14 protein-coding genes are annotated in these 15,786 nt (G+C 69.7%); 5 read left to right on the top strand and 9 right to left on the bottom strand.

Annotated features, from left to right (window positions below; genetic code table 11):
- Nucleotides 1–58: 58 nt before the first annotated feature.
- The 4 genes from ABD893_RS09535 to clpS all read right to left on the bottom strand — a co-directional run bounded on the left by ABD893_RS09535 (nt 59) and on the right by clpS (nt 2,688).
- The gene (locus tag ABD893_RS09535) at nt 59–841 is read right to left on the bottom strand and encodes an MBL fold metallo-hydrolase (RefSeq protein ID WP_345078911.1); all 783 of its coding nucleotides are present in this window, start codon (nt 839–841) and stop codon (nt 59–61) included.
- Entirely contained in the window at nt 838–1,650 is an 813-nt protein-coding gene (gene murI / locus ABD893_RS09530) for a glutamate racemase (protein WP_345078908.1), read from the bottom strand. Before murI ends, ABD893_RS09535 begins: the two co-directional genes overlap by 4 nt.
- Nucleotides 1,651–1,729: 79 nt before the next feature.
- Nucleotides 1,730–2,365, bottom strand: coding sequence for a DUF2017 domain-containing protein (locus tag ABD893_RS09525; protein ID WP_345078905.1), 636 nt, complete (start codon nt 2,363–2,365; stop codon nt 1,730–1,732).
- Nucleotides 2,365–2,688 carry an ATP-dependent Clp protease adapter ClpS gene (gene clpS / locus ABD893_RS09520; RefSeq protein ID WP_345078902.1) on the bottom strand — a complete coding sequence of 108 codons (324 nt, stop codon included), beginning with the start codon at nt 2,686–2,688 and terminating at the stop codon, nt 2,365–2,367. Before clpS ends, ABD893_RS09525 begins: the two co-directional genes overlap by 1 nt.
- Nucleotides 2,689–2,797: 109 nt before the next feature.
- Here clpS and ABD893_RS09515 point away from each other — a divergent pair, with 109 nt between their 5' ends.
- Nucleotides 2,798–4,177: a nicotinate phosphoribosyltransferase gene (locus tag ABD893_RS09515; protein ID WP_345078899.1), complete on the top strand. Its 1,380-nt coding sequence runs from the start codon at nt 2,798–2,800 to the stop codon at nt 4,175–4,177.
- Between the two features lie 48 nt (nt 4,178–4,225).
- On the opposite strand, the gene ABD893_RS09510 is transcribed toward ABD893_RS09515, so the two are convergent.
- Together ABD893_RS09510 and ABD893_RS09505 are read right to left on the bottom strand one after the other, a co-directional pair.
- A complete protein-coding gene (locus ABD893_RS09510) occupies nt 4,226–6,043 on the bottom strand; it encodes a DEAD/DEAH box helicase (protein WP_425548364.1) in 1,818 nt (605 codons plus the stop codon).
- Between the two features lie 70 nt (nt 6,044–6,113).
- Nucleotides 6,114–6,482, bottom strand: coding sequence for a DUF3039 domain-containing protein (locus tag ABD893_RS09505; protein ID WP_345078894.1), 369 nt, complete (start codon nt 6,480–6,482; stop codon nt 6,114–6,116).
- Nucleotides 6,483–6,654: 172 nt separating this feature from the next.
- Between ABD893_RS09505 and ABD893_RS09500 the strand changes: the two genes are divergently transcribed.
- Complete coding sequence (locus tag ABD893_RS09500) at nt 6,655–7,128, top strand: VanZ family protein (RefSeq protein WP_345078891.1); 474 nt, start codon at nt 6,655–6,657, stop codon at nt 7,126–7,128.
- A gap of 75 nt (nt 7,129–7,203) precedes the next feature.
- On the opposite strand, the gene ABD893_RS09495 is transcribed toward ABD893_RS09500, so the two are convergent.
- The gene (locus ABD893_RS09495) at nt 7,204–8,661 is read right to left on the bottom strand and encodes an NAD-dependent malic enzyme (protein WP_345078888.1); all 1,458 of its coding nucleotides are present in this window, start codon (nt 8,659–8,661) and stop codon (nt 7,204–7,206) included.
- 108 nt (nt 8,662–8,769) lie between these two features.
- On the opposite strand from ABD893_RS09495, the gene ABD893_RS09490 reads away from it, so the two are divergent.
- The 3 genes from ABD893_RS09490 (at nt 8,770) to ABD893_RS09480 (ending at nt 10,610) form a co-directional block, all read left to right on the top strand.
- On the top strand, nt 8,770–9,786 hold the full coding sequence (locus ABD893_RS09490) for a C2 family cysteine protease (RefSeq protein ID WP_345078885.1): 1,017 nt from the start codon (nt 8,770–8,772) through the stop codon (nt 9,784–9,786).
- Between the two features lie 4 nt (nt 9,787–9,790).
- Nucleotides 9,791–10,105: a hypothetical protein gene (locus ABD893_RS09485; protein ID WP_345078882.1), complete on the top strand. Its 315-nt coding sequence runs from the start codon at nt 9,791–9,793 to the stop codon at nt 10,103–10,105.
- A gap of 97 nt (nt 10,106–10,202) precedes the next feature.
- On the top strand, nt 10,203–10,610 hold the full coding sequence (locus ABD893_RS09480) for a hypothetical protein (protein WP_345078879.1): 408 nt from the start codon (nt 10,203–10,205) through the stop codon (nt 10,608–10,610).
- Between the two features lie 16 nt (nt 10,611–10,626).
- Here ABD893_RS09480 and ABD893_RS09475 read toward each other — a convergent pair whose 3' ends face one another.
- Nucleotides 10,627–11,268: a hypothetical protein gene (locus ABD893_RS09475; protein ID WP_345078876.1), complete on the bottom strand. Its 642-nt coding sequence runs from the start codon at nt 11,266–11,268 to the stop codon at nt 10,627–10,629.
- A gap of 405 nt (nt 11,269–11,673) precedes the next feature.
- Nucleotides 11,674–15,612, bottom strand: coding sequence for an ATP-dependent RNA helicase HrpA (gene hrpA, locus ABD893_RS09470; protein ID WP_345078873.1), 3,939 nt, complete (start codon nt 15,610–15,612; stop codon nt 11,674–11,676).
- Nucleotides 15,613–15,786 lie beyond the last annotated feature (174 nt).

Genomic DNA, 15,786 nt, shown 5'->3' with positions numbered 1-15,786 from the left:
GAGAGAATCAGCCTGACCGACAGCCATCAACAGTCGCTGGTCCTTCGCAGCACGTCGATCAGGGGTGCACCTCGAGGATATCCATCGGACGGACCACTGTGATCGGACCGGAGTGCACGGCGCGCGCCTCGGCGAGAGGGATCTCCGGATCCGTCCACGCGGGGATGTGGGTCAGGGCGAGATGTCCCACCCCGGCCCGGGCCGCACTCTCCCCGGCGCGGCGGCCGGTCAGGTGCACCCCGGTGAAGCGGTCGTCACGGCCCTCGATATACCCGGCCTCGCAGAGGAACAGGTCTGCGCCGTGCGCGAGCTCGTCGAGCGCGTCGCAGGCGTCGGTGTCCCCCGAGTAGGCCAGCGTGCTGCCGCCGCCGGTGATCCGGAAGCCGTAGGCCTCGACCGGATGGAGCACGGCGCGGGTCTCGAACTCCAGCGGGCCGATGGAGAAGCGTTGGTGGTCCGTGAGCGCATGGTGATCGAAGGGAGCGCAGGTCACCCCGTCAGGGATGTCGCCATTGCGACCCAGCACAGCCGAGATCCGCTCAGGCAAGGGCGCGGGGGCGTAGATGGGAAGCTTCCCCAGGTCATCCCGCGAGTGGTAGGCCCAGAACACCTCGAGCCCGGTGAGGTCGAGATAGTGATCGGGGTGCAGGTGGGAGACGACCACTGCGTCCAGTTCGGCCGGATCGATGACACTCTGCAGCGGGCCGAAGGCGCCCGAGCCCAGGTCCATCAGGACGCGCCAGAGCCGGCCCTGCGCGTCTTCCTGCTCGATCAGGTAGCTCGACGCCGCCCCGTCGGGCCCGGCGAAGCTGCCGCTGCAGCCGATGACGTGGACCCTCATGCCTGCACCACCGGCAACGAGGCGGTGACATCGAAGGTGGGGCCCAAGAACCGGCGCGAGAGGCGCGCGAAGTGGGTGCTGCCGTCGCCGGCCGCAGTCTGGGAGAACACGTGACGGGGTGCCCGCTCCGTCTCCCGCAGCTGGTCTTCGCCGCGCAGCTGGCGGTACACGTCCAGGGCAGTCTCCTCCGCGGACGAGACCAGGGTGACGTCCGGGCCCATGACGTAGCTGATGGGGCCGGCGAGCATCGGATAGTGGGTGCATCCCAGCACCAGGGTGTCCACCCCTGCCTCGCGGACCGGGGCCAGGTATTCCTCAGCGACCTCGACCACTTCCCTGCCGCTGACCACACCGTTCTCGACGAACTCGACGAAACGTGGGCAGGCCTGGGTAGTGAGCGTGAGTTCGGGGGCGGCGGCGAAGGCGTCCTCATAGGCGCGGGAGGTCACGGTGCCCTCGGTGGCGATCACTCCCACCCGACGGTTGCGGGTCGCGGCGACAGCACGGCGCACGGCCGGCTGGATGACCTCGACCACGGGCACGTCGTAGCGTTCCCGCGCATCGCGCAGCACGGCGGCGGAGGCGGTGTTGCAGGCGATGACGAGCATCTTCACGCCATGCCCCACGAGCTCGTCCATGATCTCCAGCGCGAGGGACCGGACCTCGGCGATGGGCCGTGGCCCATAGGGACCGTGTGCAGTGTCGCCGATGTAGACCAGCTCCTCCTGCGGCAGCTGGTCGAGGACGGCGCGGGCGACGGTGAGCCCGCCCACCCCGGAGTCGAAGATCCCGATCGGCGCGTTGTTCATCCGGACAAGGTTAATCCGGACAGCCGTCCACGGCAGTGATGGCACGCTCACTGCGTGCCGTTTCACACTCTGCACACACTCAATCCAGCGCGCGCAGGAGGCTCTCCTGCAGCCAGGAGAGCAGTTCGTAGACGGCGATCACGATGTCGGAGCTCACATGCTCCTCGTCCCCGGAGCGCTCCGCACCCTCGACCCGCTCGCCGATCTGCTGCAGCATCCGCACGGTGTCGAAGTCCCCGTCGCGCTCGAGGCCCAGGCGGTCGGCGAGGACGATCCGTACGTCGTTCAGGGCGCGCAGCATCGACATCGCCCCCGCGTCATCGACCACGATCTCGCTGTGCCCGCCTCCGGTCGCGTCCAGCAGCTGCATCACCGTGCGGAGGTCTGCGAGTTTCGCCTCGGCGAGGTCCTGCTGACCCAGCCGGCGGTATTCCGCGGCGAGCTCCGGGTCCTCCGAGGCGGCGGGGAACAGTCGCTTGACCGCTGAGTCCGACGGCTCCCGCGCGTCACGGCCTGCGAACTCCGCCTCGAGCCGGCGCAGCGGGTCCTCGCTCTCGGCGGCGCGTCGCAGCACGTCCCGCTCGGCATCGATCCCGAGATCGGCCCGGATCAGATCCGCCGTCTCCTGAGCGACCTGGGTGAGGATCGCCTTCTCCTCGCCGTCGAGCCGGCAGGCCAGGCTGCCGTCGGGGCGGCGCCGGAATGCGTGCGCCATCAGTCCTCCCCCGCTTTCTCGAGCGTGGCCCGCAGCCCGAAGGAGTGCATGGCCTGGACGTCGGTCTCCACCCGCTCTCGGGATCCGTGAGAGACGATCGCGCGGCCGTCCTCATGGACCTGCATCATCAGCTGCTCCGCCACCAGGCGTGAGTATCCGAAGTAGCGACGGAAGACGAAGACGACGTAGCTCATGAGGTTCACGGGGTCGTTCCAGACCACGGTGCGCCAGGGGCCGTCCGTCTCCGCTGTCACCTCCACGTCGGGAGAGAGGGCGGTGCGCGTCCCCGTCGCCGGGTCCGCCCGCGACATCTCCACCGGCATGCACATTCCTCCTGAGCTCCGTCGTGTCTTCTGAGATCGAGACACAACGCAACGAGTCTACGGGGCGCGCCCTGCCTCTTGCGGACGCGGCACGCATTACGGTGGACAGGTGACTTCTGCCCTGCTCACCGACCTCTACGAGCTGACGATGCTGGAGGCCGCCCGAGAGGCCGGCACCGCTTCGCGGCGCTGCGTCTTCGAGGTGTTCACCCGTTCGCTCCCCGACGGGCGCCGCTATGGCGCGCTCGCCGGTACCGGGCGCGTGCTCGATGCCATCGCTGATTTCCGCTTCGATGACGCTGACCTGCGCTATCTACGCAAGGCCGGCGTGCTGAAGGAGGAGACGCTCGAGCATCTTGCTGACTACCGGTTCACCGGTGACGTCCATGGCTATGAAGAGGGCGAGCTCTACTTCCCCGGCTCCCCCGTGCTGCGCATCGAGGGCAGCTTCGAGAACGCGGTGCTGCTGGAGACCGTGGTGCTCTCGATCCTCAACCATGACAGCGGCGTCGCCTCCGCCGGCTCCCGGATGACCACCGCCGCCCGCGGTCGGCCCTGCATCGAGATGGGCGGGCGCCGGGTGCATGAGGACGGCGCGATCGCCGCGGCCCGCGCCGCCTATGTCGTCGGCTTCGCCTCCACGTCGAACCTCGCCGCCGGCGCCCACTACCGGATCCCCGTCGCCGGCACCGCCGCCCACGCCTTCACGCTCCTGTTCGACACCGAAGAGGAGGCCTTCCGCGCTCAGCTCGCCTCCCAGGGGGTGGGGACGACAGTGCTCGTGGACACCTACGACGTCGAGGCTGCGGTGCGTACCGCGGTCGAGCTGGCCGGGCCGCAGCTCGGTGCCGTGCGCCTGGATTCCGGTGACCTCGGCGAGCAGGCCGTGCAGGTGCGTGCGCTGCTGGACTCCCTCGGGGCGACCGCCACCCGCGTCACCGCGACCGGCGATCTGGACGAGTATCGGGTCGAGGAGCTGAAGGACGTGCCGCTGGACGGCTACGGCATCGGCACCCGCCTGGTCACCGGTGGCGGGCATCCCGCTCCCGGCTTCGTCTACAAGCTGGTCGAGCGGGAGAGTGCCGACGGCACGATGCAGCCCGTCGGGAAGCGCTCCAGCGGGAAAGCCACCCTCGGCGCCGGCAAGGCCGCGTATCGGATGCTGGTGGGAGGTCGCGCCCATGCTGAACTGGTGCTGCCCGGAGAGGCAGAGGTTGCCGAGTTCGAGCGGGAGCTCACGGCGGAGCTGACCTCAGGGTCTGCGAATCCTGACTGGGCCCGCACTTCGCTGCGGCCGCTGCAGACGCCGCTGCTCCTGGCGGGAGAACCGGTCCAGGAGCTGCGTGCCCCCGCGCTGGTGGACGCCGCAAGGACGCGGCATGCGGAGTCCATCGCCGAGCTCGGATTCTCCGCCGATGACGGGCCCGACGGCCCGGTCGCGATCCCCACTCTCACCGACGGCATGGAGGCCGCGCGGATCCTGCGCTGAGCAGTTCGCACCTCGAGCGGCTCCTGCGCTGAACGGGGTCTGCCCGGGTCAGCGGCGGCCGACGAACCAGCCGCGCACGATCCCGATCCGCTCTTGGATCTGCTCGGCGCTGGCCTGGGCGACGGCCGGGCCGCCGCTGCGGCTGCGCAGCGTGTTGTGGACCGAGCCGTGCGGGGTGCTGGACTTCTTCGCCCAGGCGGAGACCAGCGCGCTGAGCTCCTTGCGCAGCTCCATCAGCTGGCGATGGTCCACGACGCCCGGCGTGACCGGCGTGTTCGCGACGCCGTTCTTCTGGCGGCGCGCCTGCTGCTGGGCCTGCTGCTGCTGGAGCACCTCGCGCATCTGATCAGCATCCAGCAGCCCCGGGATGCCCAGGAACTCCTGCTCATCCTCGCTGCCCACCATGCCGCCTGCGCCATACTCGCCGCCGTCGAAGAGCACCCGATCGAACGACGCCTCGGATTCGAGCGCCTCGAAGGACATCTCCAGCTGGTCACTGGTCTGCTCGGGACGGTTCGCCTCCTCGATCAAGCTCTCTTCGAGGCCGGTCACCTCGTCCCCCGACTTCGGGCGGCGATCGAGCACGTGGTCGCGCTCGGCCTCCATCTCGGCGGCGTGGCCCATCAGGATCGGGACCGTGGGCAGGAAGACGCTCGCCGTCTCGCCCCGGGTTCGCGAGCGCACGAAGCGGCCCACGGCCTGGGCGAAGAACATCGGGGTCGAGGTCGAGGTGGCGTAAACACCGACGGCCAGGCGGGGCACGTCCACGCCCTCGGAGACCATGCGCACCGCCACCATCCACCGGTCGTCGGAGGCGGCGAAGTCCTCGATGCGCTTGCCCGCTGCGACTTCGTCGGACAGCACCACGGTGGGTGCCTGGCCGGTGATGTCCTGGAGAGTCGCTGCGTAGGAGCGGGCGGCCTTCTGATCGGTGGCGATCACCAGCCCGCCGGCATCGGGCACATGGCGTCGCACCTCGGTCAAGCGGCGATCCGCCGCGGAGAGCACCGACTGGATCCACTCCCCCTTGGGGTCCAGCGCCGTGCGCCAGGCCTGCTGGGTGATGTCCTTGGTCTCGAGCGCACCGAGCTGGGCGGAGACCTCGTCTCCGGTCTTGGTGCGCCAATGCATCCGGCCGGAATAGGTCATGAACAGCACCGGTCGCACCACGTGGTCGCGCAGCGCCTCGCCGTAGCCGTAGGTGAAGTCGGCCTTCGAACGCAGGAAGCCCTCGCCGTCCTGCTCGTAGGTGACGAACGGGATCTGCGAATCATCCGAGCGGAAGGGGGTTCCCGTCAGCGCGAGCCGTCGGGTGGCCGGATCGAAGGCATCTCGCACGCCATCGCCCCAGGTGCGAGCGTCGCCGGCGTGGTGGATCTCATCGAGGATCACCAGTGTGCGGTCGGCTTCGGTGCGGGCGCGGTGCAGCGCAGGGTGCATGCCGATCTGCGCATAGGTCACCGCGACGCCCTGATAGTGGCTGCCGTGGGCACCCTGGGCGTTGGAGAAGTTCGGATCCAGGGAGATGCCCACGCGCGCGGCGGCGTCGGCCCACTGGGTCTTCAAATGCTCGGTCGGGGCGACCACCGTGATGCGGCGGACGGTGCCCTCGGAGAGGAGAGCGGCCGCGATCTGCAGCGCGAAGGTGGTCTTGCCGGCGCCGGGGGTCGCGACGGCCAGGAAGTCCTTGGGGGCCCGGGCGCGGTACAGCTCGAGCGCCTCGGACTGCCAGGCGCGCAGCTTGGGGACGGTACCCCAGGCCGCACGTTCTGGGTACGCGACGGGCAGCGATCTCGCGGCCGCCTCAGAGGGCTGGCGGGGATCGCTCGTGGAGAAAAGAGAAGGGGTACTCACAGCGCTGACCACCGTACCGCCGACGGGTGACGACCCGCCGACGGACGCGGTGTGAGGAAGGTCCGGCGCGGCTCCTGACGGCTCAGCGCCGCCCGCCGAAGAAGCCGCGGAAGCCGCCGCCCTTGCCGGAGCCGCCCTTGCCGTCGCCGCCGTCGTTCGGCTCGCGCATCCCCTCGAAGATCTCCTTGCACTCCGGGCACACCGGGTACTTCTCAGGGTCCCGGCCGGGCACCCACACCTTCCCGCACAGCGCGATCACCGGGGTGCCGCCGAGAGCGGCCTGGGTGACCTTGTCCTTGCGCACGTAATGCGCGAAGCGGTCGTGATCGCCGTCGTCGGTCTTCTGGTCCTGTTCCTGCAGCTGACGGTCCAGCACTGCGGTGCTGCCGGGCGCCGCGCCCGGATCGTCGCTGTAAGGGTCCATCCGGGACGGGTCGGAGGTGGAGGACATGACTGCTCCCTGGCTAGATGACTAGATGCCTCGATCGTACCGGCACCCTCCCCGTCTGCACCGCTCCCTTCTGCGGCTCGCCTCCTCTCCTGCCAGCGCCCCGCAAGCCCTGCGGCCGTGGGACGGCCTCGCCTCCCGGATCACGCGCCGCGAGGCTGGAAGAATGCTGGCCATGGACGTCGTCGTCGATTTCATCCGCCGCCTGCCCTCGGAGATCCAGCGCGCAGGTGGCCTGCTGGCGTGGAGGCTGGGCCTGCTGACTCTGGCCCTGCTGCTGAACATCGGCTTCTACCTGCCTTCGCTGCCGGAAGGCACCCCGGGTGTCGGGGCGCCCGGGATCGACAAGGCCGTGCATCTGCTGGTGTTCGCGCTGACCGTCTTCGCTGCGGGCCGGGTGCTGGCACCGCGGAAGCGATTCCCGATGGGCTGGGTGGTGATCGTCGCCCTGGCGCATGCCGTGCTGATCGAGCTGGTCCAGCTGGTGGCCCTGCCCTCACGCAGCGGCGACGCCGCCGATGTCCTCTTCGATGCAGTCGGCATCGCGCTCGGTGTCGCCGCCTGGGCGGGTGAACGGGTGCTGCGACGGGCCGCCGCCGAGCACCAGGTCGATCCCGAGGACGAGGCGGTCGAGCTCAGCGCACGCTGACTCGCAGAGGGCGAACAGACGCCAGAACGGCGCGTACCTTCCGGTGCGCGCCGTTCTCCTGCTCAGGATCTCTTCTCAGCCTTCGAGCGTGATCTCGTCGGCGTAGACGGCGGTCATCGCACCGGTGATGGTGTCGACCGTGCCGGCCTCCTCGCGGGCCACGGTCTCGACGGCGCTTGCCACTGCCTTGGTCACGCCCTCGTGGAACACGCTGGGCACGATGTAGGTGGGGTTGAGCTCGTCGGCGGAGACGACATCGGCGAGTGCCTTCGCCGCCGCCAGCAGCATCCGATCGCTGACCCGGGTGGCGTGGGCGTCCAGCAGCCCGCGGAACACGCCGGGGAAGGCGAGGACGTTGTTGATCTGGTTCGCGAAGTCGCTGCGACCGGTCGCGACCACCTCGGCGTGCTTGACCGCTTCGGCCGGATCGATCTCGGGGGTCGGGTTCGCCATCGCGAACACGATGGAGCGCTCGGCCATGGTGGCGACGTCCTCGGCGGTGAGGATGTTCCCGGCGCTGACTCCGATGAACACGTCGGCGTCGACCACCGCATCGCGGAGGGTGCCGGTGAGCTCTCGCGGGTTGGTGACCTCGGCGATCCAGGGCAGGCGCCCTTCGAGCTGCGCGCGGCCCTCGTGGACGATCCCGTCGATGTCGGTGACCACCACATCGCGGGCGCCGGCGGCGCGCAGCAGGCGCAGGATCGCGGTGCCGGCCGCTCCTGCTCCGGAGAGCACGATGCGGGCGGTCGCGATGTCCTTCTCGACCACGCGGAGGGCGTTGCGGAGCGCCGCGACGACCACGATCGCGGTGCCGTGCTGGTCATCGTGGAAGACGGGGATGTCGAGCTCGGCGCGCAGCCGGTCCTCGATCTCGAAGCAGCGCGGGGCGGAGATGTCCTCGAGGTTGATGCCGGCGAAGACCGGCGCGATCGCCTTCACGTGGGAGACGATGTCATCCACCGAGTGGGCGTCCAGGCAGATCGGGAAGGCGTCGATGCCGGCGAAGCGCTTGAACAGCGCGGCCTTGCCCTCCATCACCGGCATCGCGGCGAGCGGGCCGAGGTCCCCGAGCCCCAGGATGGCGGAGCCATCGGTGACCACCGCGACGGTGTTGCGCTTGATGGTCAGGCGCCGTGCGTCCTCGGGATTCTCCGCGATCGCCTTGACCACTCGCGCCACGCCGGGGGTGTAGATCATCGAGAGGTCGTCGCGGTGACGGATCGGCAGCTTGGACTCGACGGTGAGCTTGCCGCCGAGGTGGGCGAGGAAGGTCCGGTCCGAGACCTTGCCGAGCTCGACGCCCTCGATCCCGCGCAGCTCGTCGACGACTTCCATGGCGTGGTCATGGCCCGCGGTGAGCACAGTGATATCCGCACGCATCCGCTCCGGCCCGGAGGCGGAGACATCGAGCGCGGTGACGGTGGCATCCCGTCTCTCGATGCGGCTGGTGATGTCGCTGACGGCGGCAGAGCGGGCGGCGAACTCGAGACGGATCGTGATGGAGTAACTCACGGATGGCGACGGTGACATGAGGCACAGCCTAACGAAATCGACGACTCTGTAGGGACAGGGCGCGGCACCGGGGAACGACAGAACGCCGCGCCGAGCCCGGACGGAGCACCAGTCGAGCCCGCAGCCGTGCCGATCAGGGCCTGCACATCGCCCGCCCCGGCCCTGCGTTGCGTGCATCACATCGTTCGTGGGATCCTCGGGCATGACGTTCTGGGGGGCCGATACGGCAGAACTGGTGGCGCTCGCGCGCCGATTCTGAGATCACGACGGGCAGCTCACAGGGACTGCCGAGGCGCTGCAGGCCGCTGTGGTCGGCGTCGGCTGGGAGGGCTCCGACGCCGACGACTTCCGGCAGCTCTGGGAGCGGAGTCGTCAGCAGCTGTCGGTGACCTGTGGCGCGACCGCATCGAGGCCGGCGATCCCGAGAGCCTTCGCGGCACGCGGTACACCGAGGAGAATCCCCGGTGGGATCCCGCCCAGGTCGACATCGGTCAGGACGAGATCGAGTCCTCCCTCGTGAACCAGGGCTCGCTCGGCGCCTGCTGGTACCTCGCCGCCCTGATGGCCGTGCAGCAGACGGATCCGGGACTCCTGGGCGAGAACATCAGCGGCGTCGGCGAGCCGCCGGGCTCCGACGGCTGGGGAGTGCGGCTCTTCATCGACGGCGAGTGGCAGGACGTCCCCGTCAGCCCCGAGGACCTCGGCGTCAACGGCACCATGGATGACGGCACCGGCGATCCCAGCTGGGCGACCCTCTACGAGATGGCGATGATCAATGCCCATGACGGCCGGCCCTCGGCCGTCTCCGCGGACACCCCTGCCGCCGGCCTGGAGATGATCACCGGCGAGTCCGCCCAGGAATCGGACTCCCTCGGGCAGCCCTCCTTCGACGAGTACAGGCAGGCGATCGATGAGGGCCGCCCGATCACGGTGATGACCGACCCGTTGATGCCGATCGGGCCGGCGCGCGACGACCTGGTGGCCGCCCACGTCTACCAGGTCTTCGGCTACGACGAGGAGAGCGGCGAGATCATCCTGACCAACCCTCACGGGCCGAACGGTTCGACCGCCTACGAGGTGAGGATCGACCCCGACGATCCGGCGTACGCCACCTCGATCTTCATGACCGGAATCGGGGTATGAGCCGATGTGGACGCGGCACGTCGTTCAGCAGACCGGCCAGCTCACGCACGGTGCGCTCCGGGTGGGGGTCTTCCGCACCTTCGCGGACGAGGGCGGACCGTACGCAGTGCTGCGCCTGTCCGTGTCCGGCGCGGAGCGCGCACAGGAGGTGACGATGCGCCCCGGTGACGTGACCGAGCTGGAGGGGATCGGTGATCTGCTGCTGCTCGCGACCGAGCCCTCGACGCCGGAACGGCGCGGATCGGTGCGTCTGGCGCTGGAGTTCCCCGATGACGCGACCGCCGGCAGCGGGATCGACTTGGGGGCCGCCCATGGGTGAGCGACGGCCGGCATGCCGCCGGCCCCTCCCCCGCCGCGCCGCGCTGCTCGAAGCGGTGCTGCTCGTGATGGCGGGATGCGGAGGCGATGGAGCGGCATTGCCCGCACAGGAAGCGGTGGCGCAGTACGAGGTCGTGGCGGTGGACGTCCTCGAGGCGCTCACCTCGGTACGCCCGCTGGCCTGGGAGCGCGGGGCACAGGGGATCATCGAACCCGGCGCGCAGGACTGCCGCTACCGGCCGGGTATCTGGACGGCGGACGACGTCCTCTACCCGGAACCCGGCCAGGGCCGGGATTGGGGCCCCTGGCGCGAGGCGCTGGACCCGGTCCTGAAGGAGCACGGTTTCACGACCCTCGGGCGCGAGCAGAGCTCCGGCGCCGCCTACTGGCTGGAGAGCAAGGGCCCGAGCGGGTCCCGGCTGCAGCTCTACATCGATGGAGAGTTGCGCATCACCGACGTCCGGGTCGATGCCGAGCCGTGCGAGGACGCGACCCTGGGTCTGTGATCACACCCGCGACACCTCAGGCGGTGAAGGGCTCCACGTCGGCGGCGCAGCGCTCCCAGATCTGGCGTGCTGCGGCGACCTGCTCCGCATAGCGCTCCGGATGCGCGGACGACTGGACCGTCTGCGCGGCGGTGCCCGACTCCCAGTACGTGACGTCGGGGATGACCTGGAGCAGGCCCGGAGCGTCGGTGTCCTCCGCGAGCCCGAGGAAGGCGTTCAGGGCGTGCTGCTTATGGCGCACCTGGTCATAGGTGCCCCAGCCCATCGAGGGACGCTGCTGGAACAGGCCGCCGGAATCCGCATCCACGGCCGGCTCGTAGTTGTACAGCCAGGACTCGACGATCGCGGTGATCAGGGCGATGACGGCGACCTCTTCCCCGAGGCCGTGGCCCTTCACCGCGGCGATGATGAACTTCGCGTTGGCGAGCTGCCAGTCGTCCATCGCATCGACCACGAAACCCTCACGGGTCTCGGCGCGGGTGAAGAACTCCTCGGTCCACTCCTCGGCACTGGTCGACGGCTCCACACCGACCTCGTCTGCGGAAGCCGGGGCAAGGACACCGAACGCCGCCGCGGAGGCGACGCCGACGGCACCAGCAGAGATGAGGCTCCGGCGAGAGAAGGCGGAGGCGGTACGAACGGTGGAGGCAGATGCCATGAGGTGGGGGATCTTTCGTTCCGAGACGGTGGGCGGTGCCCGGTCATCCCGAGCTGTGCCAAGGTAACGAAGCGATCACGGCGAGGGAAGGGTGCAGGTCACGTCGATCACACCGCGCCACGACGTGGTCGGTCCCCTCTTGTGGGAGCCATGACCGAAGCACGCCCTGCGCCCGAGTGGCGAGACGTCGGCGTCGCTGCCGGTCATCTCACTGCAGTGGCCCTCCCCGGCCTGTCCGGTGCTCTGGGCGTCATCCCTCGTGGAGACGACAGGTAAAAGTTCCGTCACGTGACCCTGCAGACACGCTGGGGGTGCTGTGCGCCACGCGCCAGGCCCCGCCGCTGCACGGTGGGCGCGCGTCGCGCCCGCAAGCAGGGAGCTCTCGACCCGGTCTCCTGCCCGGTCTCAGGCGAGCTCAGCGATCGCCTTGCGGATCCGCTTGTCCGAGACCGTCTGCTTCGTGCCCAGGGTCTGGGCGAACAGGCTCACCCGGAACTCCTCGAGGAGCCAGTCGATCTCGCGGGCGGCGGACTCGGCACGTCGGCGGGCGGAGAGCTTCGCCTTCTGCGTCGTCCAGTGCTGCTCGAGATCTCTGATCTGCCAGGCGAGCTGCTCGTCCCGGCGCGGATCGCCAGGCAGCTTGTCCAGGCGGATGGCATCGGCTTGGAGGTAGCGGCGCAGGTCCGGGAGGTGCGTGATCCCGGTGCGGGCGATGAACCCGTCGCCCAGCAGCGACGCGGCATGTTCCCGGATCTGAGTGAGATGGGAGAGCACCGCGAGGGACGGAGCCCGCGAGAGCTCCTTGTACAGCTTCGCGGCGGTGGCCAGGACCGCCGCCGCATCCTTCACCGCCTGGGCGGCGAGCGCGAGGTGCTGGGAGCGCACGCGGTCCAGCAGGGCGTCGTACTCCGCCCGCGTGCGCACCGCCGCAGTGCCGGCGAGGTGCACGGTCGCCGCTGTCGAGGCGTCGGCGAGCAGCGCGGCGGTGGAGGCGTAGTCCGAGCCCGCGACGGCGAGCTTCGTCGGGTTCGGCAGCGCGTTCAGCACCGCGCCGAGATCGGCTCCGAGGTCGCGGTCCAGCAGGGCGATGACGCCCTCGCGGTGAGCGAGAGCCTGTTCATCGGCGGTGGCGAGGACGGCGAGGTCCACCTGCCGCAGGCGCCCGTCCTCTGCGCGGCGCGCCACGAGCGCCGGATAGCCGGTGACCTTCAGCCCGCCGACGGTGGACTCCCTGATCGCTGGCACGCCCTCGGCGGGGAAGCTCGGCAGATCCTTCTGGGCCAGGCCGTCGGCTTGGGCAGAGACCGAGGCGTCCACGCGCTGCTTGAGCCGGCCCTTGAGCGTCTCGAGGTCGTCACCGGTGCCGATCTGCCTACCCTTGTCGTCGACCACGCGGAAGTGCATCCGCAGGTGCGGGGGGAGTTTCGCCAGGTCGAACTCGGGGCCGTACAGCGGAAGGTCGTCGGGGACGCCGGGCAGGGCGACCAGCTCATCGGCGACAGCCTCGAGGAACAGCTCCCCGGCATCGGGATCCTCGTCGTGGAGCGTCCCGGCGACCGTCTTGGCGCGTTCCGGGGCGGGGACCAGGTGGCGACGAATGGGCTTGGGCAGGGAACGGATCAGCTCGGTGACCAGCTCCTCGCGCATGCCCGGCACGAGCCAGTCGAAGCCTCGATCCTGCAGTCGGTTCAGCACGGCCAGCGGCACGGTCGCGGTGACGCCGTCGACGCCCGTGGACCCGACGTCGCCGAAGGAGTAGCTCAGCGGCAGGGTGATGTCGCCCTGCACCCAGGTGTCGGGGAAATGGGCGGCGATCGTCTCCCGCGCGCTCTCGTCGGTCGCGAGCAGGTCCTGCTCCGTGAGGGTGAGCAGCTCCGGGGTCTCGTGGCGCTGCGTCTTCCACCAGGAGTCGAAGTGCGTGCCGGAGACGACGGAGGCGGGGATCCGCTCGTCGTAGAAGCGGAACAGCTGCTCATCGGAGATCAGCAGATCGCGGCGGCGGGTCTTCGCCTCGAGCTCCTCGAGCTCCTTGATCAAGGCCCGGTTGTCGCGGAAGAAGTGGTGGCGGGTGCGCCAGTCCCCTTCGATCAGGGCGTTCTGGAGGAAGATCTCCCGAGCGGCTTCAGGATCGATGCGGCCATAGCCCACCACACGGTCGGCCACGATCGGCACGCCGAACAGGGAGACCTTCTCATGCGCCATCGCGGAGGCCTGTTTCGAGGACCAGTGCGGGGCGGAGTGGGAGCGCTTGACGACGTGGGAGCCGGTCTCCTCCGCCCAGGCGGGATCGATCCGGGCGGCGGTGCGGCCCCAGAGCCGGGAGGTCTCCACGAGCTCGGCGACCATCACATAGTCGGGTCGCTTCTTGGCCAGGGCCGAGCCGGGCCAGAGCGCGAAGCGTGCGCCGCGCGCACCGGCGTACTCGCGGGTGCGGTCATCCTGCAGGCCGACGTGGCTGAGCAGCCCGGCGAGCAGCGCCTGGTGGATGGCCTGCGGTGAGGCATCGTTGTCGTTGCGAGTGAGCTCGGCGTCCTTGGCCATGTCCTTGAGCTGGGTGTGCAGGTCCCACCATTCACGGATCCGCAGGTAGTGCAGGTGCTCGGAGCGCACCTCGCGGCGGAAGGCCGAGTTCGACAGCGCCTTGCGCCGCTCCTGGAGATGGTTCCAGAGGTTCAGATAGGCGAGGAAGTCGCTGGTCTCGTCCTCGAAGCGCTTGTGCTTCTCCTTGGCCTGCTGCTCCTGGCCCAGCGGTCGCTCGCGAGGGTCCTGGATCGACATCGCGGCGACGATGATCAGCACTTCCCGCAGTGCGCCGAGGCGGTGCGCCTCGATCAGCATGCGTGCCATCCGCGGGTCCAGCGGGAAGCGGGCCAGGGTACGGCCGACGCGTGTGAGGCTGCGGCCGCCGGGCTCGCCCGGGGCGTCCTCGATCGCGCCGAGCTCCTCCAGCAGCCGCACCCCGTCAGTGATGGCGCGAGTGGCAGGCGGTTCGACGAAGGGGAAGGATTCCACGTCCCCCAGCCCCAGCGAGGTCATCAGCAGCACCACCGAGGCGAGGGAGGTGCGCAGGATCTCCGGTTCGGTGAACTCGTCGCGACCCTCGAAGTCCTCCTCGGAGAACAGCCGGATCGCGATGCCTGGGGAGGTGCGCCCGGAGCGGCCCGAGCGCTGGTTGGCACTGGCCTGGGAGATCGGCTCGATGGGTAGGCGCTGCACCTTGGTGCGCTGGGAGTAGCGGGAGATTCGGGCCAGGCCCGAGTCGATCACGTAGGTGATGCCGGGGACGGTCAGCGAGGTCTCGGCGACGTTCGTGGACAGGATGAGGCGGCGGTAGGTGCCGGCCTTCGGCGGGGAGAAGATCTTCTGCTGGTCCTGGGCGGAGAGCCGCCCGAACAGCGGCAGGACCTCGACCGGCAGGGCGGCCCGGCCCCGGGTGCCGCGGCTGAGGTGTGTGGTCAGCGCCTCGGAGATCTCCCGGATCTCGCGCTCTCCGGGGAGGAAGACGAGCATGTCGCCGGGCCCCTCGGCGGCGAGCTCGTCGACCGCTTCGGTGATCGCCTGGGTGAGGTCGCGCTCGACGGAGTGGATGTCCTCGAGCTCGTCGTCCTCCTCGACCTCAGCCTCGAGCATGAGCGGGCGGTAGCGGATCTCGACGGGATAGGTGCGGCCGGAGACCTCGATGATCGGGGCGGGCCGCTTCTCGCCCGACGGCAAGGTGCTCGCGAAGTGTTCGGCGAAGCGTTCGGGATCAATGGTGGCCGATGTGATGACGACCTTCAGATCCGGCCGCTGAGGCAGGATCTGGCGCAGGTAGCCGAGGATCACGTCGATGTTCAGGGACCGCTCGTGGGCCTCGTCGATGATGATCGCGTCGTAGCGCTTCAGCAGCCGGTCACGGCCGATCTCGGCCAGCAGGATGCCATCGGTCATGAGCTTCAGCCGGGCGTTGCGGCTGGTCTCGCGGGTGAAGCGGACCTGAAAGCCGACGGTCCCCTCCCCCAGCTTCTCGCCGAGCTCACTCGCGATGCGCTGGGCGACCGAACGGGCGGCGATCCGGCGCGGCTGAGTGTGCCCGATCAGCTTCCCGCGCTTGCCGTATCCCAGCTCCAGCAGCATCTTGGGGATCTGGGTGGTCTTGCCGGAGCCGGTGGCACCTGCAACCACGACCACCTGGTGCTTCCGCAGCGCGTCCAGGATGTCGCCCCGCTGCTGGGAGACCGGGAGCTCCGCGGGATAGTTCAGGCGCAGCCCGGAGGTCTCGGGGGTCGGGGCCGACGGAGGACCGGACGCGGGACCGGACGTCGAAGCGGAGGCGGACGAAGGCGTCGAGGAAGGCGTGGTCATGGCGGGTCCACTCTACGTGGCTCGGCCGCTGCAGGTCCTGGTGATTTCCCACGACCGGGCGCCGAACCTCATCGGAGGGCTGATCGTCGATGGCGTCATGCACCCGGTGGACCCGCAGCAGACTCCTTGCATCGGGACCGCCTCCTCCTCGACGCGGCCGCTCGATGCGGCCGC

It is taken from the genome of Brachybacterium paraconglomeratum (assembly GCF_039541415.1).
GTDB lineage: Bacteria > Actinomycetota > Actinomycetes > Actinomycetales > Dermabacteraceae > Brachybacterium > Brachybacterium paraconglomeratum_A.
Note: the sequence above shows the minus strand (reverse complement) of the source record. Positions and strands in the feature narration are given on the sequence as shown.

Coding starts and splice junctions, on each gene's coding strand:
- ABD893_RS09535 (WP_345078911.1), bottom strand. CDS start 841: ATGAGGGTCCACGTCATCGGCTGCAGCGGCAGCTTCGCCGGGCCCGAC.
- murI (WP_345078908.1), bottom strand. CDS start 1,650: ATGAACAACGCGCCGATCGGGATCTTCGACTCCGGGGTGGGCGGGCTC.
- ABD893_RS09525 (WP_345078905.1), bottom strand. CDS start 2,365: ATGGCGCACGCATTCCGGCGCCGCCCCGACGGCAGCCTGGCCTGCCGG.
- clpS (WP_345078902.1), bottom strand. CDS start 2,688: ATGCCGGTGGAGATGTCGCGGGCGGACCCGGCGACGGGGACGCGCACC.
- ABD893_RS09505 (WP_345078894.1), bottom strand. CDS start 6,482: ATGTCCTCCACCTCCGACCCGTCCCGGATGGACCCTTACAGCGACGAT.
- ABD893_RS09500 (WP_345078891.1), top strand. CDS start 6,655: ATGGACGTCGTCGTCGATTTCATCCGCCGCCTGCCCTCGGAGATCCAG.
- ABD893_RS09495 (WP_345078888.1), bottom strand. CDS start 8,661: ATGTCACCGTCGCCATCCGTGAGTTACTCCATCACGATCCGTCTCGAG.
- ABD893_RS09485 (WP_345078882.1), top strand. CDS start 9,791: ATGTGGACGCGGCACGTCGTTCAGCAGACCGGCCAGCTCACGCACGGT.
- ABD893_RS09475 (WP_345078876.1), bottom strand. CDS start 11,268: ATGGCATCTGCCTCCACCGTTCGTACCGCCTCCGCCTTCTCTCGCCGG.
- hrpA (WP_345078873.1), bottom strand. CDS start 15,612: ATGACCACGCCTTCCTCGACGCCTTCGTCCGCCTCCGCTTCGACGTCC.